Raw genomic sequence first — 12,834 nt, forward strand, 5'->3', positions numbered from 1 at the left:
ACTAGATTTTTCGGTATGCCGAACTTTTCGACGCGGAGGTCCGCATCCCGCGCTGCCGCAGCCGTCGCGCTCCTCGCCGCGGCGACGCTGAGCGGCTGCTCGAGCGCCACGGACGCGGGGGCGACCCCGCCCGACGACGGCCGGCCCGTCGTGCTCACGACGTTCACCGTGCTCGCCGACATGGCGGAGAACGTGGCGGACGACCACCTGCGCGTCGAGTCGATCACGAAGGTCGGGGCGGAGATCCACGGCTACGAGCCGACGCCCGGCGACGTCCGCAAGGCGGCGGACGCCGACCTCATCCTCGACAACGGCATGGGGCTCGAGGCGTGGTTCGGGCGGTTCGTCGACGGGCTCGACGTGCCGCACGTCGTCGTGAGCGAGGGCGTCGAGCCCATCGCGCTCGGCGACGACACCGCCGAGGAGTACCAGGGCAAGGAGAACCCGCACGCCTGGATGTCGCCCGTGAACGCGCAGGTCTACGTGCAGAACATGGCCGACGCCTTCGCGGAGCTCGACCCGGCCCACGCCGACGACTACGCGGCGAACGCCGCGGCCTACTCCGCCGAGCTCGCCGCCGTGCACGACGAGCTCACGACGGCGCTCGACGCGCTGCCCGAGGGCCACCGCGCACTCGTTACCTGCGAGGGCGCGTTCCCCTACCTCGCGCGCGACGCCGGGCTCGCGGAGAAGTACCTGTGGGCGGTCAACGCCGAGCAGCAGGCGACGCCGCAGTCGGTCGTCGGCGCGATCGAGTTCGTCGAGCAGCACGACGTCCCGGCCGTGTTCTGCGAGTCCACCGTCTCCGACGACGCGATGCAGCAGGTCGCGCGCGAGTCCGGCGCGGCGTTCGGCGGGACGCTCTACGTCGACTCCCTCTCCGCGCCCGACGGCCCCGTGCCGACCTATCTCGACCTCCTGCGCCACGACACCGAGACCATCGTCGCGGGCCTCACCGGCACCACCGCGGGCGGTGACGCGTGAGCGGGGGCGGGCGGGCGCCGTCGGGCACGCCCGCGATCGACGTGCGCGACCTCACCGTCCACTACGGCGACGTCCTCGCGCTCGACGGCGCGACGCTCACGCTCGGGGCGTCGAGCGGGCGCGGGACGGTGTGCGGGCTCGTCGGCATGAACGGCTCGGGCAAGTCGACGCTGTTCAAGGCGGTCATGGGCATGGTCCGGCCGGACCGCGGCACCGTCCTGGTCGACGGCGCACCCCCCGCGCGCGCCCGGCGCGCCCAGGCGGTGGGGTACGTGCCGCAGAGCGAGGACGTCGACTGGGCGTTCCCGCTGAGCGTGCGCGACGTCGTCATGACGGGCCGGTACGGCTACCAGGGCTTCACGCGGCGCACGCGGCCCGCGGACCGGGAGGCGGTCGAGCGCGCGCTCGCGCGCGTCGAGCTCACCGACCTGGCCGACCGGCAGATCGGCGCGCTCTCGGGCGGGCAGCGCAAGCGCGCGTTCGTCGCCCGGGGGCTCGCGCAGGGCGCGACGATCCTCCTGCTCGACGAGCCGTTCGCCGGCGTGGACAAGCGCACGGAGGCGACGATCACCACGCTGCTGCGCGAGCTCGCGGCCGGCGGGGCGACCGTCCTCGTCTCGACCCACGACCTGCACGCGCTGCCCGAGCTCGCCGACGAGGCGGTGCTGCTCCACCGCCGCGTCCTGCTGCACTCGACGCCCGCGGAGGTCCTGCGGCCCGAGAACCTCGCGCTCGCGTTCGGCGTGGAGGTGGCCCCGTGACCGACCTCCTCGCCACCCTCCTCGAGCCCCTGTCGTTCGAGTTCCTGCGCACCGCGCTCGCCGTCACGGTGACCGCCGGGATCGTGTGCGGCGTGCTGTCGTGCTGGCTCGTGCTCGTGGGCTGGTCCCTCATGGGCGACGCCGTCTCGCACGCCGTGCTGCCCGGCGTCGTGCTCGCGTACGTGGTGGGGGCGCCGTTCGCACTCGGCGCGCTCGTCTTCGGGCTGCTCGCGGTGCTGCTCATCGGCGCGGTGCGCGACACGTCGCGCGTCAAGGAGGACGCCGCGATCGGGGTCGTGTTCACGACGCTCTTCGCGCTCGGGCTCGTCCTCATCTCCGTGACGCCGAGCCAGACGGACCTCAATCACATCCTCTTCGGCAACCTGCTCGGGGTGTCGCGCGCGGACCTGCTCCAGGTGCTGGCGCTCGGCGCGGTGACGCTCGCGGTCGTCGTGCTCAAGCGGCGCGACCTCACGCTCTACGCGTTCGACCCGACGCACGCGCACGCGATCGGGCTCTCGCCCCGACGGCTCGGCGCGCTGCTGCTCGGCCTGCTCGCGCTGACGGTCGTCGTCGCGCTCCAGGCCGTCGGCGTGGTCCTCGTCGTCGCGCTGCTCATCACGCCCGGCGCGACGGCGTACCTCCTCACCGACCGCTTCTCGCGGATGCTGTGGATCTCGCCGCTCGTCGCGGCGGTGTGCGGGGTCGTGGGCATCTACGTCAGCTACTACCTCGACACGGCGTCGGGCGGGACGGTCGTCGTCGCGCTGGGCGTGGCGTTCGCGCTCGCCTACCTGTTCAGCCCGCGGCACGGGCTCGTCGGGACGCGCGTCGCGGCGGCCCGACGCCGTCGGCTCGCGCGCGTCTGACCGTAGGCTCCGGCGGACCGGAACCCGGTCCGGGCCGCCGGACCACGCCTCCTGCGTGCGCTGTGTGCGAAATCTCCATGAATTCGCCCTCGATTCCCTGGTGCTTCTCAGGTTCGCCCGGGAGACTTGTCGCCATGTCAGCGAGGACGAGCGAGCCCACGACGCCGCAGCGCACGCGCACGTCTGCCCGGTTCGCCGCGGCGAGCCTGCTCGCGCTGTCCATGATGCTGCCGATGTGCTCGACGGCGAGCGCCGCCGAGGTCCAGCAGCTCATCGCCGACGCGCAGGTCCAGACGGAGACCATCGGGAACGACCTCGACCGCGTGCACGCCCAGCTCCCCGCCCTGCACCCCGTGCTCCGCAACGACGTGCTCGACGCCGTCGAGTCGGTCCAGGCCGCGACGGACGAGGCCCGCTCCGCGCTCGAGCGCGCGACCGACGACGACGAGGCTGCCGACGGTCGCGCCGCCGTCGCGCTCGCCGACGCCCAGGTCGCGCTCGACGCGGCGTCCGCCCAGCTCCGCCACGTGACGAACCTCGCGCACGACGCGGGCGAGGGCGTCGCCGTCGCGCTGGAGCGCCTGCAGGCGCACATCGACACGCTCCGCGGCGAGACGAGCCGCGCGGGGGCCTGAGCCAGACCACCCGGCCCAGGCGGGGTCCCGGGGCGGCGTCGCCGCGCGGTCCTCGACCGCCCTTCCTACGATGGCGAGATGCCTCGTGTCACCGGGATCGTCAAGCCGCACGAGGCGCTCCCCGGCGTCGCCCGCCTCGACCGCGCGGTGAACCGCTGGACGAACCGCCGCGCGCTGGGGGCCGCGGCCGACACCGCGCTCTCGCGGCTCTCGACGTGGGCCGACCACAGCGTGCTGTGGGCCGGGGCCGCGGTCGGGATCGCCGCCACCGGGCGGCGCGGGCGCGATGCCGCCCTGCGCGGCTACGGCTCGCTGCTCGTGTCGAGCGTCCTCGCGAACGTCGTCGGCAAGACCGTGTTCGGGGGCGTGCGCCCGTCGCTCGACGGCCTTCCCCTGTGGCGGCGCGTGGCGGACCCGCCGACGTCGCCCTCGTTCCCGTCGGGCCACTCGGCGTCGGCCGCCGCGTTCGTCACGGGCGTCGCCATCGAGTGGCCGACGGTCGGGCTGGCGCTCACGCCGCTCGCCGGGGCCGTCCTGTACTCGCGCCTGCACACGGGCTCGCACTGGTTCTCGGACGTCGCCGCGGGCGCGGCGCTGGGCGTCGGGGTCGCGCTCGCGGGTCGGGTGCTCGTCCCCGGCCGTGCCGAGCAGCGCCCCGACGTCCCGGCGGGGCCGCCCGCGGACGTCCCCGCGCTCGACGACGGCGCGGGCCTCTTCGTCGTCGTCAACCCGGCGGCGGGCTCGGGCCGGCTGCTCAAGGAGGACCCGCTCGCGGCGGTCCGCGACGGACTTCCCCGCGCCGACCTCCACGTGCTCGCCGAGGGCGACGACCTGCGCCGTCTGTACGACGACGCCGTCGCGTACGGCGCCCGCGCGCTCGGCATCAGCGGTGGTGACGGCACGGTGTCGACCGCGGCCGCGGCGGCGCGCGCGCACGACCTCCCGCTCGCCGTGCTCCCCGGCGGCACCCTCAACCACTTCGCGCGCGCGGCCGACCTCACGTCGATGCGCGCGACGATCGAGGCGGTGCGGACGGGCTCGGGCGTGACGATCGACGTCGCGGACCTCGAGGTCGACGGGGTCGACGGACCGCCCCGCACCGTGCTCAACACCTTCTCGGCCGGTGTCTACCCGGAGCTCGTCACCGAGCGCGAGAAGCACGAGCACCGGCTCGGCAAGTGGCCGGCGGCCGTCCTCGCGGCGGCGCGCGTGCTGCGGCGCGCGCACCGGGTGCGCATGGAGGTCGACGGGCACGAGGGCGAGTACTGGTCGCTGTTCGCCGGCGTGAACCGCTACTACCCGCAGAGCCTCGCGCCGGTCGAGCGGCACCGCCTCGACGACGGCGTGCTCGACGTCCGCACGGCCCAGGCCGAGCGGCGCGCGAGCCGGCTGCGCACGTTCCTCGAGGTCGCGGCGGGCGACACGGGGACGCGCGTCGCGCGGCGCGTGCCCGGGGTGCGCGGCCACCTCGTGGTCGACGCGACGTCGGTCCCCGCGCTCGAGCTCCGCTTCCCCGCACGCGGCGCGGTCGTCGGGCCCGACGGCGAGGCGGTCACCGCGGACCGCGCCCCCGACACCGACACCGAGCACGGGCACCCCGGGTCGCCGCCCGTGGTGCTCGCGCACGACGGCGAGACGCTCTCCCTCGACGACGTCGCGCCCGACGAGCCGGTCACCGTCCGTCTCACCATGCGGCGCGGAGCACTGCGCCTGTACGCCCCGAGCGACTCGACGGCGGGTTGATCTGCCTGCTGCGTCCGGTATGTCCTTCTTTCACGGTCACCGGGGAGAACTCCCCCTGTTCAGGCACATGCGTCATGCCCCACAATGAGGCCCGCAGTCGCGCGGACGGCACCCCGTCCGCGCCCCGTCCGGACTCGACCACGTCGGCCCCACCAGAAAGCAGAAGAACCATGGCCCAGCAGTACCCCGCCGCTCCGCAGGCCCCCGCCGGCTACTCGGCCCCGATCGAGGACCCGGGCAAGACCCTCGGCATCGTCGGCTTCGTCCTCGCGTTCGTCTTCGCGATCGCGGGCATCGTCGTCAGCGCGATCGCGCGCAAGAAGAGCAAGGAGGCGGGCTTCGACAACCAGCTCGCCAAGTGGGGCCTCATCCTCAGCATCGTCTTCACCGTGCTCGGCGCCATCGGCTTCATCATCTACATCGTCGCCATCGCGGCGCTCGTCGCGAGCGGCGACGTCGCGACGTACTGACGTCCCCGCCGGTCCGCCGGCGCGGCACCGACGGCCGCCGTCCCACCCGGGGCGGCGGCCGTCGTCGTCCCTGCCGGCCGCCCGCGGACGGGTCGCGGAAGATCCGCGGGCCGGGCACGGTTGAGACGCGCACGACCGCGCCACCGGTGAGAGCACCGGCCCCCCGACGGTCGCCCGACCGCAGGAGCAGATCATGACCGACGAGACGACCTCCCCGATCCCCGCCGAGAGCGCGACGGCCGCACCGGACCCCGCGACGGTCGAGCTCGGGCTCGACACCTTCGGCGACGTGACCGCCGGGGCGGACGGCGTGCTCCTCAGCGGCGCTCGCACCATCCGCGACGTCGTCGAGGAGGCGGAGCTCGCGGACCAGGTCGGCGTCGACTTCTTCGGCGTCGGGGAGCACCACCGCGCGGACTTCGCCATCAGCGCGCCCGAGGTGGTGCTCGCCGGGATCGCGACGCGGACGTCGCGCATCCGCCTCGGCTCCGCAGTGACCGTGCTCAGCTCCGACGACCCGGTGCGCGTCTTCGAGCGGTTCTCGACGCTCGACGCGCTGTCCGGCGGGCGCGCGGAGGTCATCCTGGGGCGTGGGTCGTTCATCGAGTCGTTCCCGCTGTTCGGCTACGACCTCGCCGACTACGAGGTGCTGTTCGAGGAGAAGCTCGACCTGTTCGTCCATCTGCTCGACGAGGGCCCGGTCACGTGGTCGGGCACGACGCGCGCCGGGCTCGCCGACCAGGAGGTCTGGCCCAAGACCGAGAGCGGGCGCCTGCGCACGTGGGTCGGTGTCGGCGGCTCGCCCGAGTCGGTCGTGCGGACCGCGCGGCACGGGCTGGGGCTCATGCTCGCGATCATCGGCGGCGAGCCCGAGCGGTTCCGTCCCTACGTGGACCTCTACCACCGCGCCGTCGAGGAGCTCGGCACGCCCGTGCTGCCGATCGGCGTGCACTCGCCGGGCCACGTCGCCGAGACCGACGAGCAGGCGCAGGAGGAGGTCTACGAGCACTTCGCGGCGATGAACAACCGCATCGGGCGCGAGCGCGGCTGGCCCGCCTACCATCGCGGACGGTTCGCCCACGACGTGCGCGACGGCTCGCTCTACGTCGGCTCGCCCGAGACCGTGGCCCGCAAGATCGCCCGCACCGTCCGCCTGCTCGGCGCGGGCCGGTTCGACCTCAAGTACTCGACCGGCACGCTCCCCCACTCGACGATGCTGCGCAGCATCGAGCTCTACGGCACGCAGGTGATCCCGCGCGTCCGCGAGCTCCTCGCGGAGCACTGACACCCACCGAACCGACCCAACCCCCTCGCCGAACACGACGTTGCTGTCGCCATCGGGGCGAGAACGACAGCAACGTCGTGTTCGGCTGCGGGCAGGCTCGTGCTCGACGGCGGCTGGTCGGCGGGTCGGCGGGTCGGCGGGTCGGCGGGTCAGCGGGTCAGCGGGTCAGCGGGTCAGCGGGTCAGCGGGTCAGCGGGTCAGCGCGTCGGCGGGTCAGCCGCGGCCGGCGGCGCGGAGCGCGGCGGCCTCGAGGTCCGGCGGGAGGCCGACGGCGGGGCGGTCCGTGCGTTGCGGCGTCGCGTCTCCCGCGGCATCGAGGGCGCGGAGCCACGCCCAGGTGTCGCGCACCGTCTCGCGCACGTCGCGCGGGCGCAGGCCGAGCGCCGCCGCGCGCGACGTGTCGGAGCCGTGCAGCGCGTCGTGCAGCTCGCCCGGAGGCAGCCAGACCGGGAGCTGGGTCCACGGCTCGATCCCGGCCGCGAGGACGACCTCCGGGTCGACCCACACGAGCTCGGCGGGCGGGTTGCCTGCCGCCGCCGCGTCGGCGGCGGTCGCGTCGACGCACGCCCCGAGCAGCTCGCCCATGGTCGTGTGCCCGGGCGCGCTGACGACGTCGACCGGCCCGGAGGCGCCCGCGAGCGCCGCGTCGAGCGCGAACGCGGCGAGGTCGCGCGCGTCGACGTACTGCAGCGGCAGGTCGGCGGGCCCGGGGGCGAGCACCGGGCCGCCGCGGGCGACGCGCCGCAGCCACCACGGCAGGCGGCCCACGTTCTCGCGCGGCCCGAGGATCAGGCCCGCGCGCAGCAGGATCGCCCGGTCGCCGAGCGCGTCGGTCACGGCTATCTCGGCGCCGCGCTTGGCGCGCGCGTAGTCGTCAGACGTCGTGTCGTCCGGGTCGCCGTCGACGAGCTCCGACGTCTCGTCGGCTCCGCGCGGCCGCGGGAACGGGTACACCGAGCGCGACGACACGTAGACGTACCGGTCGTCGCCGGGCACCCGGCCGGCGAGGAGCCGGGCGGCGTCGCGCGCCGCCGCGGGCGCCCAGGACCACGTGTCGACGACGACGTCCCACTTCTGCGGGACGTCGTCCGCGAGCAACGCGTCCAGGCCGTCGGGCCGGGTGCGGTCGCCCACGAGCTGCCGGACGCCGTCGGGCACGGGCGTGGTGCCGCGGTTGAGGACGGTGACGTCCCAGCTGCGGGCCAGGGCGTCGTCGACGACGGCGCGCCCCACGAAGTCGGAACCGCCGAGCACGAGGAGTCGGGTCATGGGCCCACTGTGGCGCGCCGTCGGCCCGCCTGCAGCCCGTTACGCCGCCCGCAGACGGCCGCGGGATGGGCCTCACGACCCTCGCGAGACTTCCGCGGAGCACACTGGCCAGGTATCCTGGCCAGGACGACCGACCCGAGGAGCGGCGATGCAGGTCAACGTGCTCGAGGCCAAGAACAACCTCTCCCAGCTCGTCAGCCGTGCCGCGGCCGGCGAGGACGTGGTCATCGCGCGCCGTGGTGTCCCGCTCGTGCGGCTCGTGCCGGTCCGGGCCGACCTCGCGCACGGGACCGGGGCGGCGATCGTCGAGTGGCTCGACGACCACCCGCCGTCGCGACGAACCGCCCGCTCGGCGAGCCAGATCGACGCCGACATCGAGGCCGCGCGCGAGGGCTGGGAGTGATCTACCTCGACACGTGCCTCGTCATCTACCTGGTCGAGGACGCCGAGCGCGGCCCGCACGTGCGTGAGCTGCTGGCCCGGCACGGGCACGAGGAGTTCGCGATCAGCCCGCTCGTCCGGCTCGAGTGCCTCGTGGCACCGCTGCGGTCCGGGGACCCGGAGCTCGAGGACCGGTACCGGGGCGCGCTCGACCTGTTCGTCGAGCTTCCTCTCGATGCCACGGCCTTCGAGCGGGCTGCACGCCTGCGCGCCTCCTCGTCGCTCCGGACGCCCGACGCGCTGCACCTCGCTGCCGCGCAGGTCCACGGGTGCACAGCCTTGTGGACGAACGACTCGCGGCTCGCCGTCGCCGGGCGAGGGCTCGCCGTCGACGTCCTGCACGGCGACTGACCCACGGGCGAGCGGTCAGTCCGGGTCGGTCGGGTCCAGGGGCGCCTCGGGGTCGAGGTTGACGACGCCGCGGCGCCAGTAGCCGTGGACGGCGAGCTGGTCGGGCCGCGCCCCGGAGCCGCGCAGCGCGCGGCGGACCGCGACGAGGTCGGTCGCCTCGCCCGCGGCGAACACGTACTCGTCGGCGTCGAGCGGGCCGAGCGCGCGGACGGCCTCGGCGAGCTGTCCCGGCCCGTCGGTGCGGTAGAGGAGCTCGGTCGTCGCGCGCCCGAGCTCGTCCTCGACGAACGCCTCGTCGACGTCGTCGCCGATCTCCACGATCGCGGTCACCGGCACGTCGGCCCCGATCGCCTCCACCCAGCGCGCGAGCGCCGGGAGGCCCGACTCGTCCCCCACGAGCAGGAGCCGCCCGACGCCGTCCGGCACGGCGCGGCTCGTCGTCGGGCCGGCGAGCACGACCTCGTCGCCCACCGTCGCCCGTGCCGCCCAGGCCGACGCCGGGCCGCCCTCGCCGGTGGGCGGCGCGCCCGGGTCGGTACCGCCGTGGAGCACCCAGTCGACGTCGACCTCGGGAACCCCGTCGACGGTCTGCGTCGCCCGGACGGTCAGCTCGCGGGAGATCGAGACGACGCCCGTCGGGCGCTGGAGGGCGCCGTCGTCCGTGAGCGTCGGGGCGTGCAGGACGCCGGTGGCCGGGTCCGGGAGGAACACCTTGACGTGGTCGTCGGGGCCGGGCACGCGCAGCGTCTCGAGCGAGGCCTCGCCCGGGGCGGCGTCGCGGAAGGTGAGGCGGCGCAGCGCGCCGGACGTCTCCCGGACGGCGTGCACGCGGACGCGGCGCGGGACGAGGTCGAGGCGGGTCACGGGTCGGGAGAACACCGCCCCATTCTGCGCCGAGCACGACGTCGCCGTCGTCATCGGCCGGATGACGACGGCGACGTCGTGGTCGAGCGCGCGGCACCCCGTCCTCGACCGTCCCGGGCGTCAGGCGAAGAAGACCCGGAGGTCGGCGACGACGTCGAGCGGGACCTCGAGCGCCGCGTAGTGACCACCGCGCGGGTGCTCGGACCAGTGCTCGATCCGGGCGTTGTCGCGCTCGGCGAACGCGCGGATCGTCTGGAAGTCGTCGGCGAAGACGGCCACGCCGATCCGGCCCCGGCTCACGACCGGCTCGGCGCCCGAGCGCTGCTCCGCGTAGTGGTAGCGGGCGGCGGTCGCGTAGGAGTTGGTCAGCCAGTAGAGCGTCGCCTGGGCGAGCACCTGGTCGGCGCTCACGAGGCTCGTCCCGTTACCGAAGCTCTCGAACAGCTCGTGGTAGGCGAGGACGGCGACGGGCGAGTCGGCGAGGCCCGCGGCCATCGTCTGCGGCCGCGACGCGTTCATCGTGTTGTAGGCGCCCACGGACTGGAACCACTGGAGGTGCCCGAGCGCGGCGAGCTCCTTCGCGCCGAGGCCGTCCATCTCGCCGGGAGCGCCCGACGGGAAGGAGAAGAGCTGGAGCACGTGGGCGCCGAGGAAACCCTTGGGGTCGAGGACCGCGAGCTCGCGGCCGACCATCGCGCCGCCGTCGCTGCCGTGGATCCCGTAGGAGTCGTACCCGAGGTCGCGCATGAGGACGTCGTAGGCGCGGGCGACGCGCGCCATCGTCCAGTCCGTGTCCCCGACCACCGGGGTGGAGAACCCGAAGCCCGGCATGGAGGGGATGACGAGGTGGAACGCATCCTCGGGGCGGCCGCCGTGCGCGACGGGGTCGACGAGCGGGTCGATCATGTCGAGGAAGTCGAGGAACGAGCCCGGGTAGGTGTGCGCGAGCAGCAGGGGCGTCGCGGCGTCGTGCCGGGAGCGCACGTGGAGGTAGTGGATCGGCTGGCCGTCGATCTCGGTGCGGAAGCCCGGGTACGTGTTGGCCCGGTCCTCGACGGCCCTCCAGTCGAACGCCGTCCAGCGCCCGACCATGTCGCGCAGGTAGGACTCGGGCGTCCCGTAGTCCCAGGAGTCCCCGGGGGCGGCGGGCGCGAACCGGGTCCGTTCGAGGCGCGACCGGAGGTCGTCGAGGTCGGCCTGCGGGACGGCGACGGAGAACGGGTGGTGCTCGAGGGACGGGGAGAGGTGCGACGCGGTCATGGTGGTCTCCTCGGTCGGGCGGGGCCTCGTGCCCTGCTCTGCTCCCGACTCTAGGAAGGCTTCAGGAACGCTTCCTTCCGTTATTCTGGCGGTGCTCTGAGGAGTTCTCCCGCGTCGTCCGTCGACCCCAGGAGGGACCCGTGGCCTCCACCTCGGCCCGCATGCTCATGCTGCTCGGCCTGCTCCAGTCGCGCCCCGACTGGTCGGGCGCCGAGCTCGCCGAGCGCCTCGACGTCAGCGACCGCACGGTCCGCAACGACGTCGCCCGCCTGCGCGAGCTCGGCTACCCCGTCGACGCGGTGCGCGGCCCGGGCGGCCGGTACCGGCTCGGCGCCGGGGCGCGGCTGCCCCCGCTCCTGCTCGACGACGCCGAGGCCGTCGCGGTCGCCGTCGGGCTGCGGGCCGCGACCGGCACGGCGGGCTTCGAGGAGTCCGGGGCGTCCGCGCTCGCCAAGCTGGAGCAGGTCATGCCGGACCGCCTGCGCCGTCGTCTCGCCGCGCTCCGGTCCGCGAGCGCCGCCGGCCCCGCGAACACGGACTCGAACGTCGAGGACCCGGTCGTCGACCCGGACACGCTCACCGCGCTGGCCGACGCCGTGCGCGACCACCAGGGCCTGCGCTGCTTCTACCGCGACCAGCCGCTCGAGCTGGAGCCGTACCGCCTCGTCGCGTGGCAGCGCCGCTGGTTCCTCGTGGCCCGCGACCCGGCGACGGGCGCGTGGGCTCCCTACCGCGTCGACTGGCTCGTGCTGCGCGTGCCAGGCGGGCGGCGGTTCGCGCCGGTGGACTTCCCCGGCGACCTGACCGACTTCGTCGTGCGCGAGGTCGCGCGCGCCGGCTGGGCCGTGCACGCCCGGATCGTCGTCGACGCACCCGCCGACGAGGTCCTGCGACGCATCAACCCGACGGTCGGCACGGTCGAACCGCTCGCCGACGACCGCTGCGTCCTCGTCACCGGCGGCGACAGCGTCGAGGTCGTCGCGGTGTGGGTCGGGATGCTCGGCCTGGACTTCCACGTGACGGAGCCGCCGGCCCTCGTCGACCACGTGCGCACCCTGGCGACCCGCTACGCCCGCGCGACCCCGCCGTGACCCGAACCGGTCGCGGGCTCCCGCGTCAGTCAGGTCGTGCCGGGGTCCCACGGGTCGACGACGTCCACTCCGGTAGCGGCGAAGTCACGGACGTTGCGCGTCGCGAGCGTCGCGTCGTGCACGCGGCAGATCGCGGCGATCTGCGCGTCGGCCAGGCTCATCGGCCGCCCCGCTCGCTCGCGGAGCGCCAGGAGGGTGCCCCCGACGCGCGCGGCGTCGGCGTCGTACGGGAGCACCCGGCCCGCGAAGGTCGTGGTGACGTGCTCCTCGACGAGCGCGGCGAGGCGGTCACGGCGCCGCCCTTCGGGGAGCCGCGCCACCCCGTGGACGATCTCGCCGACGGTGACCGCCGTGATCGACAGCGCCTGCGGAGCCTGCGCGTCGAGCCAGCGGAGCACGCGCGCCTCGGGCACCGGGCGGATCACCTCGGACACCACGTTCGTGTCGAGGACGATCACGTGTCCGCGGTCTCCCGGTCCGGCGTGCCCGGTTCGTCGGAGAGGTCGACGACCCGGCCGTGCTCTGAGCGCGCGGGGAGGTCGAGCTCGACCGCCAGACCGGCGTCGGCGAACGACCTGTGGATGAAGGTGCCCAGCCCCCGTTCCAGCCCGCTGGGGGCTGTCACCGCGGAGGTGAGGATCTCGCGCACCTCCGCCTCCATGGACCGCCCGTGCTCCGCCGCCCGCGCCCGCAGCCGTTCGCGCACGTCGTCGTCGAGCCCTCGGATCGTCAGCGTCGCCACCTGAACCACCTCCCACGTACGACGCTAGCAAAATGACAGCACGATGCGCCAGGGTCGGCCCCTCCTCGA

At 74.7% G+C, this 12,834-nt stretch carries 15 protein-coding genes; 10 read left to right on the plus strand and 5 right to left on the minus strand.

The window, feature by feature from the left end:
- The first annotated feature begins 15 nt into the window (after positions 1-15).
- The 7 genes from RSE42_RS17905 (at position 16) to RSE42_RS17935 (ending at position 6,747) form a co-directional block, all read left to right on the plus strand.
- Complete coding sequence (locus RSE42_RS17905; protein ID WP_415297442.1) at positions 16-984, plus strand: metal ABC transporter substrate-binding protein; 969 nt, start codon at positions 16-18, stop codon at positions 982-984.
- Positions 981-1,745: a metal ABC transporter ATP-binding protein gene (locus RSE42_RS17910; RefSeq protein WP_415297443.1), complete on the plus strand. Its 765-nt coding sequence runs from the start codon at positions 981-983 to the stop codon at positions 1,743-1,745. Before RSE42_RS17905 ends, RSE42_RS17910 begins: the two co-directional genes overlap by 4 nt.
- Positions 1,742-2,614: a metal ABC transporter permease gene (locus RSE42_RS17915; RefSeq protein ID WP_061267940.1), complete on the plus strand. Its 873-nt coding sequence runs from the start codon at positions 1,742-1,744 to the stop codon at positions 2,612-2,614. The genes RSE42_RS17910 and RSE42_RS17915 overlap by 4 nt, the downstream gene beginning before the upstream one ends.
- A 134-nt stretch (positions 2,615-2,748) precedes the next feature.
- Positions 2,749-3,249, plus strand: coding sequence for a hypothetical protein (locus RSE42_RS17920; RefSeq protein WP_415297444.1), 501 nt, complete (start codon positions 2,749-2,751; stop codon positions 3,247-3,249).
- Between the two features lie 78 nt (positions 3,250-3,327).
- Positions 3,328-4,992 (plus strand): bifunctional phosphatase PAP2/diacylglycerol kinase family protein, encoded by a 1,665-nt coding sequence (locus RSE42_RS17925; RefSeq protein WP_415297445.1) that lies wholly within the window; start codon positions 3,328-3,330, stop codon positions 4,990-4,992.
- 170 nt (positions 4,993-5,162) lie between these two features.
- The gene (locus RSE42_RS17930) at positions 5,163-5,462 is read left to right on the plus strand and encodes a hypothetical protein (protein ID WP_085387084.1); all 300 of its coding nucleotides are present in this window, start codon (positions 5,163-5,165) and stop codon (positions 5,460-5,462) included.
- Between the two features lie 193 nt (positions 5,463-5,655).
- A complete protein-coding gene (locus tag RSE42_RS17935) occupies positions 5,656-6,747 on the plus strand; it encodes an LLM class flavin-dependent oxidoreductase (RefSeq protein WP_114553215.1) in 1,092 nt (363 codons plus the stop codon).
- Between the two features lie 213 nt (positions 6,748-6,960).
- On the opposite strand, the gene RSE42_RS17940 is transcribed toward RSE42_RS17935, so the two are convergent.
- Positions 6,961-8,016, minus strand: a complete 1,056-nt coding sequence (locus RSE42_RS17940) for an NAD-dependent epimerase/dehydratase family protein (protein WP_415297446.1) — start codon at positions 8,014-8,016, stop codon at positions 6,961-6,963.
- Between the two features lie 148 nt (positions 8,017-8,164).
- Here RSE42_RS17940 and RSE42_RS17945 point away from each other — a divergent pair, with 148 nt between their 5' ends.
- On the plus strand, positions 8,165-8,419 hold the full coding sequence (locus RSE42_RS17945) for a type II toxin-antitoxin system Phd/YefM family antitoxin (RefSeq protein WP_034651325.1): 255 nt from the start codon (positions 8,165-8,167) through the stop codon (positions 8,417-8,419).
- Positions 8,416-8,808, plus strand: coding sequence for a type II toxin-antitoxin system VapC family toxin (locus RSE42_RS17950; protein ID WP_415297447.1), 393 nt, complete (start codon positions 8,416-8,418; stop codon positions 8,806-8,808). Before RSE42_RS17945 ends, RSE42_RS17950 begins: the two co-directional genes overlap by 4 nt.
- Before the next feature lie 15 nt (positions 8,809-8,823).
- Here RSE42_RS17950 and RSE42_RS17955 read toward each other — a convergent pair whose 3' ends face one another.
- Positions 8,824-9,687 carry a siderophore-interacting protein gene (locus RSE42_RS17955; RefSeq protein WP_415297448.1) on the minus strand — a complete coding sequence of 288 codons (864 nt, stop codon included), beginning with the start codon at positions 9,685-9,687 and terminating at the stop codon, positions 8,824-8,826.
- A 105-nt stretch (positions 9,688-9,792) separates the two neighbouring features.
- Positions 9,793-10,932 (minus strand): epoxide hydrolase family protein, encoded by a 1,140-nt coding sequence (locus RSE42_RS17960; protein WP_415297449.1) that lies wholly within the window; start codon positions 10,930-10,932, stop codon positions 9,793-9,795.
- 140 nt (positions 10,933-11,072) lie between these two features.
- Here RSE42_RS17960 and RSE42_RS17965 point away from each other — a divergent pair, with 140 nt between their 5' ends.
- Entirely contained in the window at positions 11,073-12,023 is a 951-nt protein-coding gene (locus RSE42_RS17965; protein WP_415297450.1) for a helix-turn-helix transcriptional regulator, read from the plus strand.
- Between the two features lie 29 nt (positions 12,024-12,052).
- On the opposite strand, the gene RSE42_RS17970 is transcribed toward RSE42_RS17965, so the two are convergent.
- Both RSE42_RS17970 and RSE42_RS17975 read right to left on the minus strand, forming a co-directional pair.
- The gene (locus RSE42_RS17970) at positions 12,053-12,481 is read right to left on the minus strand and encodes a type II toxin-antitoxin system VapC family toxin (protein ID WP_144722291.1); all 429 of its coding nucleotides are present in this window, start codon (positions 12,479-12,481) and stop codon (positions 12,053-12,055) included.
- Complete coding sequence (locus RSE42_RS17975; RefSeq protein ID WP_085388609.1) at positions 12,478-12,765, minus strand: FitA-like ribbon-helix-helix domain-containing protein; 288 nt, start codon at positions 12,763-12,765, stop codon at positions 12,478-12,480. Before RSE42_RS17975 ends, RSE42_RS17970 begins: the two co-directional genes overlap by 4 nt.
- Positions 12,766-12,834: the final 69 nt, after the last annotated feature.

Source organism: Cellulosimicrobium sp. SJTW-1 (genome assembly GCF_047716875.1).
GTDB classification, from domain to species: Bacteria; Actinomycetota; Actinomycetes; order Actinomycetales; family Cellulomonadaceae; genus Cellulosimicrobium; species Cellulosimicrobium funkei.

Bases quoted from the DNA above. Each gene is read 5' to 3' on its own strand.
- RSE42_RS17945 (WP_034651325.1), top strand. From the start codon at position 8,165: ATGCAGGTCAACGTGCTCGAGGCCAAGAACAACCTCTCCCAGCTCGTC.
- RSE42_RS17925 (WP_415297445.1), top strand. From the start codon at position 3,328: ATGCCTCGTGTCACCGGGATCGTCAAGCCGCACGAGGCGCTCCCCGGC.
- RSE42_RS17940 (WP_415297446.1), bottom strand. From the start codon at position 8,016: ATGACCCGACTCCTCGTGCTCGGCGGTTCCGACTTCGTGGGGCGCGCC.
- RSE42_RS17905 (WP_415297442.1), top strand. From the start codon at position 16: ATGCCGAACTTTTCGACGCGGAGGTCCGCATCCCGCGCTGCCGCAGCC.
- RSE42_RS17920 (WP_415297444.1), top strand. From the start codon at position 2,749: ATGTCAGCGAGGACGAGCGAGCCCACGACGCCGCAGCGCACGCGCACG.
- RSE42_RS17935 (WP_114553215.1), top strand. From the start codon at position 5,656: ATGACCGACGAGACGACCTCCCCGATCCCCGCCGAGAGCGCGACGGCC.
- RSE42_RS17930 (WP_085387084.1), top strand. From the start codon at position 5,163: ATGGCCCAGCAGTACCCCGCCGCTCCGCAGGCCCCCGCCGGCTACTCG.
- RSE42_RS17960 (WP_415297449.1), bottom strand. From the start codon at position 10,932: ATGACCGCGTCGCACCTCTCCCCGTCCCTCGAGCACCACCCGTTCTCC.